At 68.8% G+C, this 19,291-nt stretch carries 20 protein-coding genes; 11 read left to right on the top strand and 9 right to left on the bottom strand.

All coding sequences use genetic code 11. The annotated features are described in order from the left end of the window. Positions 1–105 precede the first annotated feature (105 nt). The 9 genes from proB (at position 106) to JQ639_RS23230 (ending at position 9,328) form a co-directional block, all read left to right on the top strand. The gene (proB, locus tag JQ639_RS23270; protein WP_211967780.1) at positions 106–1,239 is read left to right on the top strand and encodes a glutamate 5-kinase; all 1,134 of its coding nucleotides are present in this window, start codon (positions 106–108) and stop codon (positions 1,237–1,239) included. 186 nt (positions 1,240–1,425) lie between these two features. After that, positions 1,426–2,739, top strand: a complete 1,314-nt coding sequence (locus JQ639_RS23265) for a glutamate-5-semialdehyde dehydrogenase (protein ID WP_211967782.1) — start codon at positions 1,426–1,428, stop codon at positions 2,737–2,739. Next, positions 2,736–3,413, top strand: coding sequence for a nicotinate-nucleotide adenylyltransferase (locus JQ639_RS23260; protein WP_211967784.1), 678 nt, complete (start codon positions 2,736–2,738; stop codon positions 3,411–3,413). The genes JQ639_RS23265 and JQ639_RS23260 overlap by 4 nt, the downstream gene beginning before the upstream one ends. A 131-nt stretch (positions 3,414–3,544) precedes the next feature. Next, complete coding sequence (gene rsfS, locus JQ639_RS23255) at positions 3,545–3,901, top strand: ribosome silencing factor (RefSeq protein WP_211967971.1); 357 nt, start codon at positions 3,545–3,547, stop codon at positions 3,899–3,901. A 149-nt stretch (positions 3,902–4,050) separates the two neighbouring features. Then, positions 4,051–4,533, top strand: coding sequence for a 23S rRNA (pseudouridine(1915)-N(3))-methyltransferase RlmH (rlmH, locus tag JQ639_RS23250; protein ID WP_211967786.1), 483 nt, complete (start codon positions 4,051–4,053; stop codon positions 4,531–4,533). 11 nt (positions 4,534–4,544) lie between these two features. Next, the gene (locus JQ639_RS23245) at positions 4,545–5,984 is read left to right on the top strand and encodes a murein hydrolase activator EnvC family protein (RefSeq protein WP_249123794.1); all 1,440 of its coding nucleotides are present in this window, start codon (positions 4,545–4,547) and stop codon (positions 5,982–5,984) included. Then, on the top strand, positions 5,981–7,336 hold the full coding sequence (locus JQ639_RS23240; RefSeq protein WP_211967789.1) for a S41 family peptidase: 1,356 nt from the start codon (positions 5,981–5,983) through the stop codon (positions 7,334–7,336). The genes JQ639_RS23245 and JQ639_RS23240 overlap by 4 nt, the downstream gene beginning before the upstream one ends. A gap of 143 nt (positions 7,337–7,479) precedes the next feature. Beyond that, positions 7,480–8,736 (top strand): divergent polysaccharide deacetylase family protein, encoded by a 1,257-nt coding sequence (locus tag JQ639_RS23235; RefSeq protein WP_211967791.1) that lies wholly within the window; start codon positions 7,480–7,482, stop codon positions 8,734–8,736. A gap of 85 nt (positions 8,737–8,821) precedes the next feature. Then, positions 8,822–9,328, top strand: coding sequence for an RNA pyrophosphohydrolase (locus JQ639_RS23230; protein WP_211967794.1), 507 nt, complete (start codon positions 8,822–8,824; stop codon positions 9,326–9,328). A gap of 99 nt (positions 9,329–9,427) precedes the next feature. On the opposite strand, the gene JQ639_RS23225 is transcribed toward JQ639_RS23230, so the two are convergent. Beyond that, entirely contained in the window at positions 9,428–10,366 is a 939-nt protein-coding gene (locus JQ639_RS23225; protein WP_211967796.1) for a LysR family transcriptional regulator, read from the bottom strand. A 57-nt stretch (positions 10,367–10,423) separates the two neighbouring features. Here JQ639_RS23225 and JQ639_RS23220 point away from each other — a divergent pair, with 57 nt between their 5' ends. After that, positions 10,424–11,692, top strand: coding sequence for an MFS transporter (locus JQ639_RS23220; RefSeq protein ID WP_211975006.1), 1,269 nt, complete (start codon positions 10,424–10,426; stop codon positions 11,690–11,692). Here JQ639_RS23220 and JQ639_RS23215 read toward each other — a convergent pair. From JQ639_RS23215 to JQ639_RS23190, 6 genes are read right to left on the bottom strand one after another with little or no spacing between them, the layout of a single operon-like run. Then, positions 11,656–12,141 carry a MaoC/PaaZ C-terminal domain-containing protein gene (locus JQ639_RS23215; RefSeq protein WP_211967799.1) on the bottom strand — a complete coding sequence of 162 codons (486 nt, stop codon included), beginning with the start codon at positions 12,139–12,141 and terminating at the stop codon, positions 11,656–11,658. The genes JQ639_RS23220 and JQ639_RS23215 overlap by 37 nt on opposite strands. Next, a complete protein-coding gene (locus JQ639_RS23210) occupies positions 12,138–13,280 on the bottom strand; it encodes a thiolase family protein (protein WP_211967800.1) in 1,143 nt (380 codons plus the stop codon). The genes JQ639_RS23215 and JQ639_RS23210 overlap by 4 nt, the downstream gene beginning before the upstream one ends. Continuing rightward, complete coding sequence (locus JQ639_RS23205; RefSeq protein ID WP_211967801.1) at positions 13,277–14,761, bottom strand: AMP-binding protein; 1,485 nt, start codon at positions 14,759–14,761, stop codon at positions 13,277–13,279. Before JQ639_RS23205 ends, JQ639_RS23210 begins: the two co-directional genes overlap by 4 nt. Continuing rightward, positions 14,758–15,312, bottom strand: a complete 555-nt coding sequence (locus tag JQ639_RS23200; protein WP_211967802.1) for a biotin transporter BioY — start codon at positions 15,310–15,312, stop codon at positions 14,758–14,760. The genes JQ639_RS23205 and JQ639_RS23200 overlap by 4 nt, the downstream gene beginning before the upstream one ends. A 10-nt stretch (positions 15,313–15,322) precedes the next feature. Then, positions 15,323–15,934, bottom strand: coding sequence for a CbiQ family ECF transporter T component (locus tag JQ639_RS23195; protein WP_211967803.1), 612 nt, complete (start codon positions 15,932–15,934; stop codon positions 15,323–15,325). Next, complete coding sequence (locus tag JQ639_RS23190) at positions 15,931–16,590, bottom strand: energy-coupling factor ABC transporter ATP-binding protein (protein WP_349644785.1); 660 nt, start codon at positions 16,588–16,590, stop codon at positions 15,931–15,933. Before JQ639_RS23190 ends, JQ639_RS23195 begins: the two co-directional genes overlap by 4 nt. A gap of 267 nt (positions 16,591–16,857) precedes the next feature. On the opposite strand from JQ639_RS23190, the gene JQ639_RS23185 reads away from it, so the two are divergent. After that, positions 16,858–17,361: an RNA pyrophosphohydrolase gene (locus tag JQ639_RS23185; protein WP_211967973.1), complete on the top strand. Its 504-nt coding sequence runs from the start codon at positions 16,858–16,860 to the stop codon at positions 17,359–17,361. Between the two features lie 63 nt (positions 17,362–17,424). On the opposite strand, the gene JQ639_RS23180 is transcribed toward JQ639_RS23185, so the two are convergent. Both JQ639_RS23180 and atpD read right to left on the bottom strand, forming a co-directional pair. Continuing rightward, on the bottom strand, positions 17,425–17,835 hold the full coding sequence (locus JQ639_RS23180) for a F0F1 ATP synthase subunit epsilon (protein ID WP_211967804.1): 411 nt from the start codon (positions 17,833–17,835) through the stop codon (positions 17,425–17,427). Positions 17,836–17,841: 6 nt separating this feature from the next. Further along, positions 17,842–19,269, bottom strand: coding sequence for a F0F1 ATP synthase subunit beta (gene atpD / locus JQ639_RS23175; protein WP_211967805.1), 1,428 nt, complete (start codon positions 19,267–19,269; stop codon positions 17,842–17,844). Positions 19,270–19,291: the final 22 nt, after the last annotated feature.

The following is a 19,291-nucleotide window of genomic DNA, read 5'->3' as shown; positions in this document are numbered from 1 at the left end:
GCGTCCTGTGACAGGGAATTGTCAGATTTGACAGGCACCAAGGGCGCCCGTCACGAGGATTCCAAGCCTACTCATCATAAAGCCTGTTCATCAAGCCTAGTCATCATGTCCCGTCCCGAGCTGAACAATTTCCGTCGCATCGTGGTCAAGGTCGGCTCGTCGCTGCTGGTCGACGCCGCCGAGGGCAAGGTGCGCGAGAGCTGGCTCGCCGCGCTCGCCGCCGACGTCGCGGCCCTGCATCGCGGCGGACGCGACGTCCTGATCGTGTCGTCGGGATCGATCGCGCTCGGGCGCAGCCGGCTGAAGCTGCCGCGCGGCCCGCTGAAGCTGGAGGAGAGCCAGGCGGCGGCGGCCGTCGGCCAGATCGCGCTGGCGCGGACATGGTCGGAGGTGCTGGGCGCCCATGACATCGGTACCGGGCAGATCCTGGTCACCCTGCAGGACACCGAGGAGCGCCGCCGCTACCTCAACGCCCGCTCGACCCTCGGCAAGCTGATGGAATGGCGCGCGGTCCCCGTCATCAACGAGAACGACACCGTCGCCACCAACGAAATCCGCTACGGCGACAACGACCGCCTCGCCGCGCGCGTCGCCACCATGGCGAGCGCCGACCTGCTGGTGCTGCTGTCCGACATCGACGGCCTCTACGACAAGCCCCCCGGCGCCAATCCGGACGCCCGCCTGATCCCTTTGGTCGAGAGCGTCACCGCCGAGATCGAGGCGATGGCCGGGGCGGCGGAATCCGAACTGTCGCGGGGCGGCATGGCGACCAAGATCGAGGCCGCCAAGATCGCCACCACCGCCGGCACCCACATGCTGATCGCTTCCGGCAAGGTCGACCACCCGCTGCAGCGGGTGGTCGACGGCGGCCCCTGCACCTGGTTCCTGACCCCGGCCAACCCCGTGACTGCCCGCAAGCGCTGGATCGCCGGGTCGCTGGAACCCAGGGGCACCCTGACCATCGACGCCGGCGCCGTGGCGGCGCTGCGCGCCGGTAAAAGCCTGCTGCCGGCCGGCGTCATCCGGGTGGATGGCCAGTTCGCCCGGGGCGACGCGGTCATTGTCCGCGACCCGGACAACCACGAGATCGGCCGCGGCCTCGTCGCCTACGACGCCGATAACGCCGAACGGATCAAGGGCCGCTCGTCGGCCGAGGTCATGACCATCCTGGGCATTTCCGGCCGCTCCGAGATGATCCACCGCGACGACCTGGTGATCGGCCCGAAGCACGCGGACTGAGCATCCCGGACGCCTCACGGTCGGCCATTGGCCGACCAGGGCCCCGGGGATCGCCCCACTGTTCCAGTCGCTGCATCACAGCATTGCGGCGCCCGACCCTCGCGATTCCTGAATTGGAGTGCTAGGACAGCACCTTATATCATGGGGTGCCCTGAGCGCCCTTCGCCCCTCGTGCTGGACCCGACCATGACCGCGCCCCTGAAAGCCGTCGCCTCCGCTCCCCAGGACCTCCAGGGGAACCCGGACCTGCCGGCCATGATGCGTGACCTTGCCCGCAAGGCGAAGGCCGCCGCGCGGGTGCTGGCGCTGGCGCCGGCCGCGCAGAAGGACCGTGCGCTGGAGGCCATGGAACGGGCGATCCGCGCCGCAGCGCCGGACATCCTTGCCGCCAATGCCGATGATGTCGCCGAGGCGCGCGCCAACGGCACCACTGCCGCCCTGATCGACCGCCTGACCCTCAACGACGCGCGCATCGCGGCGATGGCCGACGGCATTCGCGTGGTGCGCGAGATCGCCGATCCCGTCGGCAAGATCACCGAGCGCTGGCAGCGCCCCAACGGCATGGTGATCGAGCGCGTGCGCGTGCCGCTCGGCGTCATCGCCGTGATCTTCGAGAGCCGCCCCAACGTCACCGCCGATGCCGGCGTGCTGTGCCTGAAGTCCGGCAATGCCGTGATCCTGCGCGGCGGCTCGGACAGCTTTCGCTCCAGCCGCGCCATCCATGCCTGCCTCGTCGCGGGGCTGCGCGAGGCCGGCCTGCCGGAAGCGGCGATCAGCTTCGTGCCGACCCGTGACCGCGCCGCGGTCGGGCTGCTGCTCGGCGGCCTCGACGGCAATGTCGACCTGATCGTGCCGCGCGGCGGCAAGAGCCTCGTTGCCCGTGTCGAGACCGAGGCGCGCGTGCCGGTGTTCGCCCATCTCGACGGCGTCAACCACGTCTATGTCGATCACACCGCGCCGCTCGCGATGGCCGAGGAGGTCGTGCTCAACGCCAAGATGCGCCGCACCGGCGTCTGCGGCGCCGCCGAAACCCTGCTGATCGAGCGCGCCGCCGCATCCAGCCACCTCAAGCCGCTGGTGACGATGCTGCTCGATGCGAAGTGCGAGGTGCGCGGCGACGCCGAGGTGCAGCGCGCCGATGCGCGCGTGTCTGCGGTATCGGACGAGGACTGGGCGACCGAATATCTCGACGCCATCATCGCGGTGAAGCTGGTCGACGGGGTCGACGACGCGATCGCGCATATCGAGCGCTACGGGTCGCATCATACCGACGCGATCGTCACCGAGGACGCGGCGGCCGCTGCGAAATTCCTCGACGAGGTCGATTCGGCGATCGTGCTCCATAACGCCTCGACACAGTTCGCCGACGGCGGCGAGTTCGGCTTCGGCGCCGAGATCGGCATCGCCACCGGCAAATTTCATGCGCGCGGCCCGGTTGGCGCCGAACAGCTGACGAGCTTCAAGTACCGCATCCACGGCACCGGGCAGACGCGTCCGTGACCACCGAGATCGAGAGCGCTCTCGTCGAGCGCGCTGTGCCGCCGCATGCCGCCGGCATGCGCATCGGTCTGCTCGGCGGCTCGTTCAATCCGCCACACGCGGCCCATCGCGCCATCAGCCTGTTCACCATGAAGCGGCTGCGGCTCGACCGCGTGTGGTGGCTGGTGTCACCCGGCAATCCGCTCAAGGACACCAGCGCGCTGCACGAGTTGCACGAGCGCGCGGCCGCCGCCGAGGCGGTCGCCAACGACCCGCGCATCGACATCACCTGTCTCGAAGCCGTCATCGGCACCCGCTACACTGCCGATACCATCGCGTATCTGCGCCGTCGCTGCGCGGATGTTCGCTTCGTGTGGATCATGGGCGCAGACAACCTCGCGCAGTTCCATCGCTGGAGAAACTGGCAGCTGATCGCTGGCCAGGTTCCCATCGCGGTCATCGACCGTGCCCCGCAAAGTATTCGTGCGCTGGCCTCTCCCGCCGCGCAGGCCATGGCCCCATATCGCATCGGGGAGCAGAGCGCCGGACTGCTCGCCACCCGCCGCGCCCCGGCGTGGACGTTCCTGACCGGCCTGAAACTGAACCTGTCGTCGACGGCGCTGCGGAACCACGACGGCAGCTGGAAAAACAACACCGGCGAGAATGCCGCGGAACCGCGGCGACTGGACGATTGAAAGCGTTAACGCAAACTGCGTAGTATGTCCTCCGGGCACCGGATTCGGTGCTCGCGATACAGTGAAAGGAATGGTCCCTGACCACATCTGTATTGTCCCGGGCGAGAACAAGCTCTGTGCCCGTTGCCGTCTTGAAGGCGCGCCCTGACGCCGACGAGACGCTGAACCTGATCCTCTCCCGCCTCGACGACATGAAGGCGGAAGAAACGATCACGATCGACCTTCGCGGCAAATCCTCCATCACGGACTATGTGATCATCACCACGGGCCGGGCCAACCGGCACGTCGCTGCGATCGCGGAAAACGTGATGAAGGGGCTGAGCGAGGCCGGCATCAAGAACATCCACGTCGAAGGCCTGCAGAACGCCGACTGGGTGCTGATCGATTCCGGCGACGTGATCGTCCACGTGTTCAGGCCGGAAGTCCGTGAGTTCTACAATCTCGAGAAGATGTTGACCACGGGCGAGAAGCCGGCACGCAAGAGCTGAGGCGTTCGCGCCACGACTGTCCCGTTTTCGCACGCTCGCCGCCCGTCCGGCGAGCTGCATCGTGGTCGCGCCGACGACGGCTTAGCGGTTGCACCGGACACGGCGAGCGGCTTTAGGTGGCCGAAGCCCTCGCCCCTCGTGATTCGCGCATGCGCATCCTCGTCGTTTCCATTGGCCGTCTGAAGCAAGGTCCCGAACGGGAGCTGGCAGAGCGTTACCGCGACCGTTTCACCGACCTCAGCCGCAAGCTCGGCTTCCGCGGGCTTGATATCGTCGAGCTCAACGAGAGTCGCGCGCGCGACGCCGCGGCACGGATGGCCGAGGAGGCCGCCGCAATCACCGCCGCCATTCCCGAGCGCTCGGCGCTGGTGGTAATGGACGAGCGCGGCAAGAGCCTCGACAGCACGACCTTTGCCCGCCAGCTGGGCAACTGGCGCGACAGCCAGACCGCACAGACGGCCTTCGTGATCGGCGGCGCGGACGGACTTTCGCCCGAATTGCGGCGCAAGGCTGATTTGGCAATCGCTTTCGGAGCGGCGACCTGGCCCCATCAGATGGTCCGGGTGATGCTGCTGGAACAGATATATCGGGCCGCAACCATTTTGGCCGGCCACCCCTATCACCGCGCATGATGCGCTGGACCATGAACCGCACCGGATCCGCCCAAGTGCAACAGGAACGCTGGCTGCGCGCGACCTCCGCGCCCGCGCTGTGGCTGGCGCTGGTCGCTGCGGGCGCGGCGCCACAGGTCGTGCAGGCCCAGAGCAAGGCACCCCGCCCCGCTGCCGCACAGCCTGCGTCGACGGCCCCGGCGCCGCCGCCGGCCGCCACGGTCGCCGCGCCGACGACGGACAAGACCGCCGGCGCGCCGTCCGAGGATGCGATCAGGCAGCGCGCGCAGGAGCTCGACGCCGCGCGCATTCAGCAAAAGAATTCCGAAGAGCTGCAGCAGAAGCTCAAGGCCGAGATCGCCGCCTTCGGTCAGGACCGCGGCAAGCTCAACCAGCAGCTCATCGACATCGCCGCGCGCGTGCGCAGCGTCGAAAGCCGCATGGCGGATACCGAGGGCCGGCTGCGGCCGCTCGACGAACGCGAGCAGCGCGTCCGCGCCTCGCTGGATTCACGCCGTTCGGAGATCGTCGAGGTCCTGGCGGCCCTGCAGCGCGCCGGCCGCCGCGCGCCGCCCGCGCTGCTGGTGCGGCCGGAAGATGCACTGCAGTCGCTGCGCACGGCGATGCTGCTCGGCGCCGTGGTCCCGGAGATGCGCTCCCGCGCCGATGCGCTGGTGGCCGATCTGGGCGAGCTCGTGGGTTTGCGCAAGTCGATCCGCGACGAACGCGACCAGCTCGCCGCCGATCGCGACAAGCTCAACACCGACCGCACCCAGCTCGCCGCGCTGATCGACGAACGGCAGAAGCAGCAGAGCACGGCTGAGAAGGACATGGAGACCGAGCGCCAGCGGGCGCTGACGCTGTCCCGCCAGGTGGAGAACCTGCAGGACCTGATCGCCAGGATGGAGCAGGACCTCAAGACCGCCGCCAAGGCCGCCGCCGCGGCGAGCCAGCAAGGCACCCCGCCGGCGGTCAACGGCAAGCCCAATTTCGCGGCGCTCAAGGATCCCGGCCGGCTCAGCCCGGCGATCGCCTTCGCCTCGGCCAAGGGCATGCTGGCGTTCCCGGTCAACGGCAGCAAGATCCGCGATTTCGGCGGATCAGACGGCGCCGGCGGGCTGGAAAAAGGCATTTCTTTGGCAGCGAAACCCGGCGCGCAGGTCACAACCCCGTGTGACGGCTGGGTTGTCTATTCGGGCCCGTTCCGCAGCTATGGACAACTCTTGATCCTCAATGCCGGCGGCGGGTATCATGTCCTGATAGCCGGGATGGAGCGGATATCGGTCAATATCGGCCAGTTCGTACTGACGGGCGAGCCGGTGGCGACAATGGGGACCACGTCTCAGGTCGCGTCGATCCTGGCGGCAGCCTCCAGTCAGCCCGTACTGTATGTCGAGTTCCGAAAGGACGGGACTCCGATCGATCCAGGCCCATGGTGGGCCGCAAGTGAAGGCGAAAAGGTTCGCGGATGATGCGCAAGACTTCCCTGGTTCTTCTCAGTGCGGCGGCGGGCGCGGCAGCGACCCTTTTCATGACCCAGCCCCGCGCTGTGATGGTTGGATCGAGCGCGCGTGCCGCGTCTTCCGACACCTACCGTCAGCTCAACCTGTTCGGCGACGTCTTCGAGCGCGTGCGCAGCGACTATGTCGAGAAGCCCGATGACGGCAAGCTGGTCGAGTCGGCGATCAGCGGCATGCTGTCCGGCCTCGATCCGCATTCCAGCTACATGGATGCCAAGAGCTTCCGCGACATGCAGGTGCAGACCCGCGGTGAGTTCGGCGGCCTCGGCATCGAGGTCACCATGGAGGACGGCCTGATCAAGGTGGTGTCGCCGATCGACGACACCCCGGCCTCGAAAGCCGGCATCCTCGCCAATGACATCATCACCAACCTCGACGACGAAGCCGTGCAGGGCCTCACCCTGAACCAGGCCGTCGAGAAGATGCGCGGCCCGGTGAACACCAAGATCAAGCTCAAGATCGTCCGCAAGGGCGCCGACAAGCCGATCGAGGTGACGCTGACCCGCGATAACATCCGCGTCCGCTCGGTGCGCGCGCGCGTCGAGGACGGCGATATCGGCTACATCCGCATCACCACCTTCAACGAACAGACCACCGAAGGCCTCAAGCGCGAGATCACCAACCTCACCAGCCAGATCGGCGCCGACAAGGTGAAGGGCTTCGTCCTCGACCTGCGCAACAACCCGGGCGGCCTGCTGGAAGAAGCGGTGTCCGTGTCGGACGCGTTCCTCGAACGCGGCGAGATCGTCTCGACCCGCGGCCGCAACGCCGAGGAGACCCAGCGCCGCACCGCCAAGCCCAAGACCGCCGACCTGATCAAGGACAAGCCGCTGATCGTGCTGATCAACGGCGGTTCGGCCTCGGCCTCGGAAATCGTCGCCGGTGCCCTGCAGGACCACAAGCGCGCGACGCTGCTCGGCACCCGCTCGTTCGGCAAGGGCTCGGTGCAGACCATCATCCCGCTCGGCTCGGGCAACGGCGCGCTGCGCCTGACCACGGCGCGCTACTACACGCCGTCGGGCAAGTCGATCCAGGCCAAGGGCATCATCCCGGACATCGAGGTGCTGCAGGACGTGCCGGACGAGCTCAAGTCCCGCACCGACACCAAGGGCGAAGCCTCGCTGCGCGGCCATCTCAAGGCCGACGGCCAGGAAGAGACCGGTTCGCAGTCCTACGTGCCGCCGGAGGCCAAGGACGACAAGGCGCTGAAGTCGGCGGTCGACCTGCTGCACGGCATCAAGGTCAACGCGTCGAACACCGCGGCGCCCGCCCCGAACGCCCCGACCACCAAGGCCGCGAACTGACAGCGGCAGAGACCCGACAGATTTCGCAAGGGCGGCCGCGAGGCCGCCCTTTTTCGTTGCCGGCGGGAACCGGGCCTTCCCCGACGAGCGATTGCGGCGATCGTGGTAGGGTCGACAGACTGATTCGCGGGATTTGAACGGCCGTGACGACCGACGATCTGAGCGCACCTCTGGGGCAAGGCCCGGCGCGGAAACGGCGGTTCCGCCCCCGCCTGCCCGTGACGCCGCCCCAGGCGATCGCCATCGGGCTCGGCCTGTTCCTGGTCACCTTCGCCGGCTTCGCGCTGTTCAACGACAACCCGCTCGGCGGCGAGCCGCTGGTCCGCCTGACCTATGATCCGGCCGCCCTGCCTGGCGACAAGCCGGCCAGGGCGCCGGCGGCCGAACCGCCGAAGCGGGAGGCTGCGGCCAAAGGAACCGACAAGGGCACGGACAAGGGCGGCGAGAAGACCGCGGACAAGGCCGTGGAGCCGGGCGCCGGCCAGAAGACCATCACCATTATCGACGGCTCGAGCGGCACCCGGCGCGATGTCGTGGTGGCGACCACCGACGCGGGCGCCGGCGACGCCGATGGCGTCGTGACGACCGTCGCCGCCGGCATCAATCCGCGCCTCCTCGAAAAATCCCGCCACGGAATGATTCCGGTGATTGCCGACGGCCTCAAGCCGTTCCGTGCCTACGCCGGCGGCACCGACGCCGACCGCGCCAAGGCGGCGAAGATGCCGAGCATCGCCATCGTCGTTACCGGCCTCGGGGTCGGCGCGGCCAAGACCGCCGACGCCATCGTCAAGCTTCCTGCCGCGGTGACCCTTGCCTTCACACCCTACGGCGCCGATCCCGCAAAGCTCGCCGAGCGGGCGCGGACGCAGAAGCACGAGCTGCTGCTCCAGGTGCCGATGGAGCCGTTCGACTACCCCGACAACGATCCGGGCCCGCAAACGCTGCTGGCCTCGCTGCCCCAGGACCAGAACCTCGACCGCCTGTACTGGCATCTCAGCCGCATCCAGGGCTATGTCGGCCTCGCCAATTTCATGGGTGCGCGCTTCGTCGCCACCGACGCGGCGATGCAGCCACTGCTCAAGGAGGCCGCCAAGCGCGGCCTGTCCTACCTCGACGACGGCACTTCGCCCCGCAGCGTTGCCTCGCAGGCGGCGGAGACGGCATCGCTGCCCTACGCCCGCGCCGACGCCAGCATCGATGCGGTGCCCTCCGCCGCCGAGATCGATCGCGCGCTCGGCAAGCTGGAAACCATCGCCCGCGAGCGCGGCGTCGCCATCGGCATCGCCTCGGCGCTGCCGATCTCGGTCGAACGCATCAATGCCTGGGCCAGGACCCTGGAGGGACGCGGGATCTTGCTTGTGCCGTTGACAACCGCAATGCTGAAATCAAAATCAAGCTGATCCCGCTGTTCCACCGCGGGCGACCGCATGACGAGGTCTCGAAGAGTCGCCGGCGGCGGCTCCAATGACAAAAGGCTGAACCCGAATGGCGCACTACGACGACCTGCCCTATCGCACCTGTGTCGGCGTCATGCTGATCAACGACAAGGGGCTGGTGTTCATCGGTCGGCGCGCCGGCGGCATCGAACACGTCGATGAGAACCATGTCTGGCAGATGCCGCAGGGCGGCGTCGACCCCGGCGAGGACACCTGGGCCGCGGCGAAGCGCGAGCTCTACGAGGAGACCAACGCGCGCTCGGTCGAGAAGCTTGCCGAGGTCTCCGACTGGCTGACCTACGACATTCCGCGCACCGTCGCCGGCCGCGCCTGGAAGGGCCGCTATCGCGGCCAGAAGCAGAAATGGTACGCCATGCGCTTCACCGGCAGCGACACCGAGATCAACGTCGCGACACCCGGCGGCGGCCACAAGCCCGAGTTCGTCACCTGGCGCTGGGAGCCGATGCGCAACCTTCCCGAGCTGATCGTGCCGTTCAAGCGGCCGGTCTACGAGCGCGTCGTGCAGGAGTTCGAGCACTTCGCCGCGAAGGACTGAGCGGGATACGCCGGAACGGAGTCGTTATCCGTCATCCTGAGGTGCGCGCCCTTGCGCGCCTCCATCCACTGCAGTGACCGTAGCCTGATCGCCCATCACCTATGTGATCGGCGCGAGCGCCTCCTCCGGCAGATGCGCGACGACATAGTCCACGAACGCACGCAGCGCCGGATTGCGATGGCGGTTGGCCGGCCATGCCAGCCACAGGCTGCCGCGCGGCACCATGTAGTCCGTCAGCACCGCGCGCAGCTCGCCGCTCTCGATCAGCGGCCGCGCGACGAACACCGGCAGCAGCGCGACGCCGAGATCGCTGCGCACCGCGCCGGCGATGCCGTCCGAGTTGTTGAAGGTCAGCCCGGCCGGGATCGGCGTCTGCGCATACTCCTCGCAGAAGCACCAGAACTGGGTCATGCCGCTGGTCGGGAAGCGGAAGTGGATGCAGCGGTGGCGCACGAGATCGTGCGGCGTCACCGGCGGCGGATGGCGGGCGAAATATGCCGGCGAGCCGCAGATGACGAAGTGTTGTGGCCCGAGACGGCGGGCGATCAGCGACGAATCGGCGAGCTCGCCGGTGCGGATGACGACGTCGATGCCGTCGCCGACGATGTCCACGACCCGGTCTTCGAGCTGGATGTCGAGCTCGATCTCCGGATAGCGCTCGACGAAGGTCGCCAGCGACGGCAGCAGGATGAGCCGGCCGACATTGTGGGGCAGCGATACCCGCAGCCGGCCGCGCGGCGTCTCGCGCCGCTCCATCACGACCTGTTCGGCCTCGCAGAGGTCTTCCAGGATGCGGTTGGCACGCTCGTAAAACACCGCTCCCGCATCGGTGAGGGTGACGCTGCGGGTGGTGCGGGCCAGCAGCCGCACGCCGAGGCGGGCTTCCAGCCTCGCCACCGCCTTGCCGACGGCCGAGCCGGAAATGCCGAGCAGCCGCCCGGCCGCCACGAAGCTCGACTGCTCGGCGGCGCGCACGAAGGCCTCGACCCCGCCGAGCGCATCGAGATTGCGGACTTTTTGTCCGGTCTGACTGGTCATTGGGCCGCATTCTAATCCCAGGAGATAGAGAGTCTATTGCCGCTCCCTTGAGATTGAATGCGAACTGCCATGCAACAACCTGTTCCCGCCCGGGCTGCCGGCCCATCCCCAAGCCTCGCCCGCATCCTCGTCCTGCCCAGCCTCGTCATCATGCTCGGCCTCATGAGCCTTGGCGCCCCGATGGTGGTGCTGGCGGTCGAGGTCGACCGCGTGCTTGGCTTCGGGCCGGTGATCGCCGGTCTTGTGCTGGCGACGGAAGCGCTGGTGACCCTGATCACCCGGCCCGCCGTCGGCCGCATCGCCGACCGCCGCGGCACCCATCGCGCCGTGACCCTTGGCCTGGTCGCCGCCGCGGTTTCCGGCCTGTTCTACCTGCTCGCGGGCCTGCTGCCTCTTGGTCCCGCCGGCGCGCTGGCCCTGATCCTGGCCGGCCGGGTCGCGATGGGCGTCGGCCAGGGCTTCCTGTTCACCGGCGGCACCGCATGGTCGGTCGACCTTGTCAGCTTCGACCAGGCCGGCCGCGCGATCTCGTGGATCGGCATGGCGATGTTCGTCGGCATCGCCGCCGGCACCGCGCTCGGCGGCATGGCCGGCGCTGTCGCCGCCTGGCTCGAACCCGCCATCGCGCTCAACGGCTTCGCCATCGCAGCACTGCTGACCATGATCGCACCGCTCGCGGGACTGGTGTTCGCGATCTTCGCCCCGGCCGCGCCGATCCACAGCAGCGACGCGGCGCCCGCGTCGCTGGGCCAGATCGTGCGGGCGATCTGGCGACCGAGCCTCGGCTTCGGCCTCGCCGCAACCGGATACTCCGCGGTGACTTCGTTCGTGGTGCTCGCCTTCGTCACGCGCGGCTGGGCCACCGGCGACATCGCGGTGTCGGCTTTCGTCGCCGCCTTCGTGATCGCCCGCGTGCCGTTCGGCGACATCAGCGATCGCGCAACGGGCTCGACGCCGATCCTGCTGGCGCTGGCGGCGCTGGCCGGCGGCCTGCTGGTGCTGTGGATCGCGCCATCACCGTGGATCGCGATCGCCGCGGCCGCGCTCAGCGGCTTCGGCATGTCGCTGACCTACCCGCTGCTGGCCGTTCCGGCAATCCGCGCCGTGCCGCGCGCGCAGACGGCGTCCGCCATCGGCCTCTATGACGGCTCCTACGATCTCGCCGCGCTGATCACGCCACCGGTCTGCGGCATCATCGCCGCGACTGCCGGCTACCAGACGATCTTCCTCGTCGCCGGCATCGCCGTGCTGGCGGCGATGCTGCCGGCCCATGCGGCGTGGCGCATCGATCAGGCCAACCGTGGTGACGCGTCGTCGGCCCCGTAGTAGAGGTCGGTGACCAGCGCCGTCAGCGCCGGCTGGTCCGTGCCCTGCACGATCAGCCGGCAGCGCGTCTCCACCCGCACGAATTGCCGCGCCGGCGTCACCGCCACGATGTCGGCCCGCAACACCAGTTGCGTATCCGCCATCACCGGCCTGCGAAAGCGCAGTTCGCCGTAGCCTGCGGTGACACAGCGGGCGAACTGCGTCACCACATAGATCTGCTGCAGCCGGCGCGGCAGCAGCGCGACCAGCAGATTGCCCGGCACAATGGTGCGGCCGCCGGGCAGTTCCGCCGCGGCGCGCACCGGATCGACATGGATCCACTGGGCATCGCCACTGAGCGCGATGAAACGATCGATCTCGTCCTGCGAGACAGCGAATGCATCGCTCGCCGGCAGCACCGCGCCGACATGTTCAGCAAGATCTGCCGCCCCGGCCACCCGCAATGTCATGGCGCCTCCTCCGCACGCAGCAGTATCGCCGAACCGAGACCGCCAGCCGCGGCGATGGCACCGAGCGCGACTGCGCCTGATGGCGCCGCCTGCAGCTCATGCCACAGCCGCACCGCGACAATGGCGCCGGATGCGCCGATCGGGTGGCCGCGCGACAGCGCACCGCCGCCGGGATTGAGCCGCGCCGGATCGAGACCGAGCGCAGCTGCGCCGATCATCGCCTGCACCGCGAACGCCTCCATGATCTCGGCCACCGTAATGTCCGCGAGCGTAACGCCGCTCCGCTGCATGACTGCCCGTGCGGCGGCGACCGGCGCCAGGCCCGGCCGTTCGGGATCGCCGCCGCGCCGTGCGCCGCCGACCAGCCGAATCGTTCGCCCGGACGGACGCAGACGCTTCAAGGCGGCTTCCGACACCAGCATCACAGCGGCGGCGGCGTCGGCCTCGACCGCGACGGTCGCCGCGGTGACGCCGTGGCTGGCGCTGCCTGCGAGCACCGGCAGGCGCGCGCACAACGCCGGCGACAACCGCCGCGCGAAGGCATCCGACGCCAGGCCCGCGACCGGCACGATCTCGCCGGCGACAGCGCCGCGCGCCAGCGCCTTGCGATGGCTCTCCACCGCGAAGGCTTCCTGCGCCGCGCGAGGCATGTCCCATTCGTCCGCAAGCCGCGCCGCCGCGGGAATCATGTCGGGGTCGCGCGATGGCCACGGCGAGAACGGCGGCCGGTCATACGGCTCGGGCGATGCCTGGGCATCAAGAGGACGATGGGCGCGAAGCGGCGCACGGCTGAAGCTTTCGAGACCGCCCGCGACGATCGCATCGGCTTCGCCGGCGCGGATCCGCGCGGCGGCCATCAGGATGGCGTCGAGACCGGCGCAGCACTGGGTATCGATCGTCGACGCCGGCATCGCTTCGGGCAGGCCGGCCAGCAGCGCCGCGACGCGCGCCGGGTTGCCGCCGCCATACAGCGCGTTGCCGAGGACGACCTCGTCGATGTCCGCCGCCGCGATGCCGGCGTCCGCGCACACCGCGCGGATCACTGCATCGGCCAGCACGGCGGGCTCGACTGCCGCGAATGCGCCGTTGCGCGGCGCGACCGCGGTCCGTCTCGCGGCGACCACGAACACACCGCTCATGGCAGCCTCGTCGCCGCGCCGGCGCCCCAGGTCTCGCGCAACGCCTCGAAGTCGGTCTTGCCGGAGCGCGTCAGCGGCCACTCGGTGATGGCAGCATGGACGCGCGGCACCTTGTAGAGCGGCAATGCCGCGCGCGCGTGCGCAATCAGCTCCGCTGACGTCGTCGCCATGCCCGGACGAAGCTGCAGCAATGCCACCAGCCGCTCGCCGCGCCGTGCATCGTCGACGCCGAGCACCGCGGCCGACGCCACCGCCGGATGGCGCGCGAGCACGCGCTCGATCTCCTCGGGATAGACGTTCTTGCCCGACGTGACGATCTTGCGGCCGGCGCGACCGACGAGATGCAGGAAACCGCGATGGTCGAGGAAGCCGATGTCGCCGACAGAAACCGCTTCGCCATGATGCAGCAGGTCCGACGCCTCGCCGCAGGCGTATCCCATGAACAGGAAGGGACTGGCGACGAACACGTAGCCGGTGCGCCCGCTGGGCAGCGTCCGGCCGGCACGATCACGAATCGTGATCGCCGTGCCGGAGAAGGCCCGGCCGACCGAGCCTTCGGGCACGTTCTCGGCGGCGATCGCGACCGTCATGAAGCTGGTCTCCGATGCGCCGTAGAATTCGGCGAAGCGGGCCCCGGGAAACCTTGCCAGCAATTGGGCCGGCAGATACGGCGACGACTTGGCGCCCGACGACAGCAGCCAGCGCGGCGCGGCGAAAGTGCGTGCGCCGGCTGCTTCGGCGATGAGCTGGAACTGGGTGGGGACGCCGTAGAGCACGCTCGCCTGCTCCTCCGCAATCAGGCGCACGACGGCATCGGGCCGGAAACGACGACACAGCACGACGCGCGCGCCGGCATGCAGGCCGTGCATCAGTGCATAGAGAAACAGCGAGTGTGTCAGCGTGCCCGGCGCCAGCACGACATCGTCGACGCCAATGGCGAACTCGATGGCGTCATGACGAAAGCTCTCGGTCCAGGAGCGATGATGGCGGCGATAGCCCTTCGGCTCGCCGGTCGAACCGGACGTGAAGCCGACATAGAACGGCAGCAGGTCGCCCGGCTCGGCGACCGGCAGGACCGCAGCGGGCGCATCGAGCGCAGCGAGCAGCGCGTCGGCAGGCGCGAACGGATCGTCGAGGAGCGTGACGCCGACTCCGGCGAGCGTCACATCAGCAGTGATGGTGCGCGCCGGTGTGAGCGTTCCCAGGATCGCGCGCGCCATTGCAGGCGGCCAGTCAGGGTCAAGGATCTGAGCCTCGCGCCCGGCCCGCGCCGCGGCCAGCGCCAGCAACGCCAGCGCCGGGCCGGTCGGCAGGTGCAGCGCGACACCGGACGCCGGCGGCGTGGTCGCGGCGATGGCCATGGCAAGGCGATCGACCGCCTCGTTCAGTGCGCGCCACGATAGCCGCTGGTCCTCGAACACCAGCGCATCACGCTGCGGCGTGCGGGCGGCATGGCCCGCGAGCGCCGCAGTCACGCTCATGCGCGGCGCTCCAGCGCCGCCGGATAGCTGCGTGCCGCGGCCTGCGCCAGCGCTGCCGCGGCGATGCACTTGAGGATGTCGCCGGGAATGAACACGGCGGTCGCCAGCGCCGCCTGCAGCACGCCCATTCGCGCCATCACCATCAGGCCGACAATGCCGCAGGCATAGACGACGATGACGCCGCCGGTGAGCGCGGCGATCAGCGCGGCGGGAAATACCGACAGGCGCGGCAGCGCCCGCATCACCGCGCCGGTGACATACGCGCCCGGCATCCAGCCGATGAGAAAGCCGACCGACGGACCGAAGAACACGCCGAGGCCACCGCGGCCACCGGCAAGCAGCGGCGCGCCGAGCGCCACCACGAAGATCAGGAGGAGCACCGCGAGCGCGCCGTGGCGCGGGCCCAGCACGATGCCCGCGAGCATCACGCCGAGCGTCTGCGCCGTGATCGGCACGCCACCGGCGAGCGGCAGGTGAAAGGTCGGCAGCAGGCCAAGTACCGCGATCATCGCGGCGAGCAGGGCAATCCGGACGATGGCGCGGGACGGCATGCGGCTTTCCTCAGGTCGGGCGATGCGGCCGGCCGAAGCCGCGGGCATCGAGGGCTTCGGCGACGTGGTCGGCGAGACGCAGCGTCTCGGCGAGAAACAGAACGACCATGCGCAGCGGCGGGCGGCGCTGCGAGCGCGCGCGCCAGGCTTCCTCGCGGGCGCGCCAGTTGGCGAGCAGCACCGGAATGAAACGCAGCACCAGCGCGACCGCGAGCGCGATCTTGCGCGCGTCGACGCCGAGCGGACGCAGCAAACGGAACAGCGGCTCGACCGCCGCCATCAGCGCAGTCATCGTGGTGGTCATGGTGACGAGATCGGCGGCGAGAACCATCACCACAAGGCGCAGCACCACGACAGCGCCATCCTGCCACTGGTTGAACAGCCCCTGCAGGCCACCGACAATGACCAGCAGCGGGATCAGCGGGCGGAACAGGCCGAGCCGCCGCAACGCGTCGCGCCCGAGCATGGCATAGATCGCGATGACGGCCGCGAAAGACAGCGCCAGCAGCCGCCAGTCCTGCACCGGCAGCAGCGCGAGACTGATCGCGGCCAGCGCCGCGAGCTTCAGCCACGCCGGCAGCCGGTGCAGCCAGGTCGCGCGCGCGAGGTAGCCGCCCATCATGCCGCGCCGCTCTCCAGCAAAACCGCGCCGCGTACCGCGGCATGGGCGCGATAGAGCGGCAGCACCTCGGCGGGCGACGCATCGGCGCGCACCGCGCCCCGATCGAGCCAGACGACGCGGTCGAAATCGTGCAGCAGGTCGAGATCGTGGCTCGCCATCACCACCTGCTGCGGCAACTGCGCCAGCCGCGCCGACAGCGACAGCCGCGTCGGCAGGTCGAGGCTCGCGAACGGCTCGTCGAGCAGCAGCACCGACGGCTCGGTCGCCAGCACCGCAAGGATGCAAACGAGCTGCTTCTGCCCTTCGGACAGTTCGTGCACCGCGCGCCCGCTCCAGCCGGCGCAGCCGTGGCGCGCCAGCAGTTCCTCAGTCGCGCGCTGCGCCTCGGCGGCGGCAACCCCGCGCTCGGTCAGGCCGAACGCGATTTCCTCGCCAACGGTTGGAAAGATGATCTGGTGATCCGGGTTCTGAAACACGAAGCCGACGCCGGCGGCGAGCGCCGCGCCCTCGAGCCGCACGCCATTGACGACGACATCGCCGCGCCCGGCGCGCAGCAGGCCATTGGCGAGACGCAGCAGGGTGCTCTTGCCCGAGCCGTTGTCGCCAACAAGGCCGATGCGCCGCTGCGACAGATCGAGCGAGAGACCATCGAACACGGACTGCCCGTCGCGCGCGAAGCCGACATTGCGGAAACAAAGGCCGCGCGCCGTCGGAGCATCCGCCGCCGGGGCGGGAGCGGGCTGGACAGCGGCGGAGCGCTTTGGTCGTATGGCCTCGAACAGCTTCAACGGATCCTCGTGGCCGCATGTCCCCGCCGGGGCGGCCGGCGGCACAATTTAGGCGATCGCGCGCTGGACGTCATGCACCAACAGGTCATGGCCGCCGCGCGCGGGAACCCCATCATGGCAGATCACGGCACCAGCATGACGGATGCAAAACCCTATCGACTCAACGTCGGCGCGGCCCTGTTCAACAGTCGCGGCGAGGTGCTGATCGCGCGGCGCTTTCGCGACGATGGGCCGGAGGTGATCTACCCCGGCCTCGAATGGCAGATGCCCCAGGGCGGTATCGATCCCAATGAGGATCCACGCGAGGCGGTCCGGCGCGAGCTGTGGGAGGAGACTGGCGTTGTCGACGCCGCCATTCTCGGCGAGACCGACTGGATGACCTACGACTTCCCGGCCTATGACGGCCCGCCGCATCGCCTTTCCATCTTCCGCGGCCAACGCCAGAAATGGTTCGCGCTGCGCTTCACCGGCGATGAAGCCGCCATCGATCCGCTGTCGCCGCGCAACGGTCAGCCGCCGGAATTCGACACCTGGCGCTGGGAGCGCCTCGATCGCATCGCCGCGCTGGTGGTGCCGTTCCGCCGCGCCATCTACAGCGCGGTGGCGGCCGAATTCGCGACATTTGCGGCGCCGGCCTGACGCAACAAAAAACCCGGCCTCTGGCGAGACCGGGTTGTTTGCAACACGCTGGCGATCCGCCGTTCAGTGCATCGCAGTCGACGTGACCTGCTGCTGGATCGTCTTGTAGTGGTCGAGACGGGAGATGGCGCGGTCGAGCGCGTCGCCCGGCTCCTCGTCCTTGAGGCCTTCTTCCATCTCGGCGATCTGCTGCGCGAATGCAGCGCGGTCGAGCTCCTCGATGGAGGTCGCGGTGTCGGCGAGCACGGTCAGACCCTTCGCGTTCACTTCGGCGAGGCCGCCGAGCACGATGATCTTCTGATGCTTGCCGTTCACGGTGACAGTGAGGATGCCCGGGCGCACGCTCGCCACTAGGGGCGAGTGTCCGGCCAGCACCCCGAAGTCGCCCTCGAGCCCGGGGACGTCGACCTGGTCGACTTCACCCGAGAAGGCGATCTTTTCCGGAGAAACGAGATCGAAGTGGAACGTGGCCATGGCTGATTACGCCGCTTCCGCGAGCTTCTTGCCCTTCTCGACTGCCTCTTCGATGGTGCCAACCATGTAGAAAGCAGCTTCAGGCAAATGATCATACTTGCCTTCGCAAAGGCCCTTGAAGCCCTTGATGGTGTCGGCGAGCTCGACGAACTTGCCGGGCGAGCCGGTGAACACCTCGGCGACGTGGAACGGCTGCGACAGGAAGCGCTCGATCTTGCGGGCGCGGGCCACGGTCAGCTTGTCCTCTTCGGACAGTTCGTCCATGCCGAGAATGGCGATGATGTCCTGCAGCGACTTGTACTTCTGCAGGATCTGCTGGACCTGACGCGCGGTGTTGTAGTGCTCGTCGCCGACGATCATCGCCGACAGCATGCGCGAGGTCGAGTCGAGCGGGTCCACCGCCGGGTAGATGCCCTTTTCCGAGATCGCGCGGTTCAGCACGGTCGTCGCGTCCAAGTGGGCGAACGAGGTTGCCGGCGCCGGGTCGGTCAAGTCGTCGGCCGGAACGTAAATCGCCTGCACCGAGGTGATCGAACCCTTGGTGGTGGTGGTGATGCGCTCCTGCAACGCGCCCATGTCGGTCGCGAGCGTCGGCTGATAACCCACCGCCGACGGGATGCGTCCGAGCAGCGCCGACACTTCCGAGCCGGCCTGGGTGAAGCGGAAGATGTTGTCGACGAAGAACAGCACGTCCTGGCCCTGGTCGCGGAAGTGCTCGGCGACGGTCAGACCGGTCAGGCCGACGCGGGCACGCGCGCCCGGAGGCTCGTTCATCTGGCCGTACACCAGCGCGCACTTGGAGCCCTGGCCGCCGCCCTTCTTGTTGACGCCTGATTCGATGAACTCGTGATAGAGGTCGTTGCCTTCGCGGGTACGCTCACCGACGCCGGCGAACACCGAGTAACCACCGTGCGCCTTGGCGACGTTGTTGATCAGCTCCTGGATCAGCACGGTCTTGCCGACGCCGGCGCCGCCGAACAGGCCGATCTTGCCGCCCTTGGCGTACGGCGCGAGCAGGTCGACGACCTTGATGCCGGTCACGAGGATCTCGGCTTCGGTCGACTGCTCGGTGTAGGCCGGAGCCGGCTGGTGAATGGCGCGAACGCCGTCAGCCGCGATCGGACCGCCTTCGTCGACGGGGTCGCCGACGACGTTGATGATGCGGCCGAGGGTCGCTTCACCGACCGGCACCGAAATCGGCTGGCCGGTGTCGGTCACTTCCTGGCCACGCACCAGACCTTCGGTGGTGTCCATCGCGATCGCGCGGACCGTCGATTCGCCGAGATGCTGGGCGACCTCGAGCACCAGGCGCGAGCCGGCGTTCTTGGTTTCGAGCGCATTCAGAATGGCCGGCAGATGGCCTTCGAACTGCACGTCCACGACGGCGCCGATGACCTGGGTGATGCGTCCGACCTGATTGGCTGGCTGGGCCATGGGAACTTTCTCCTCGAAATCT

The sequence above is a fragment of the Bradyrhizobium sp. U87765 SZCCT0048 genome (assembly GCF_018131225.1).
Classification (GTDB): Bacteria; Pseudomonadota; Alphaproteobacteria; order Rhizobiales; family Xanthobacteraceae; genus Bradyrhizobium_A.
Note: the sequence above shows the minus strand (reverse complement) of the source record. Positions and strands in the feature narration are given on the sequence as shown.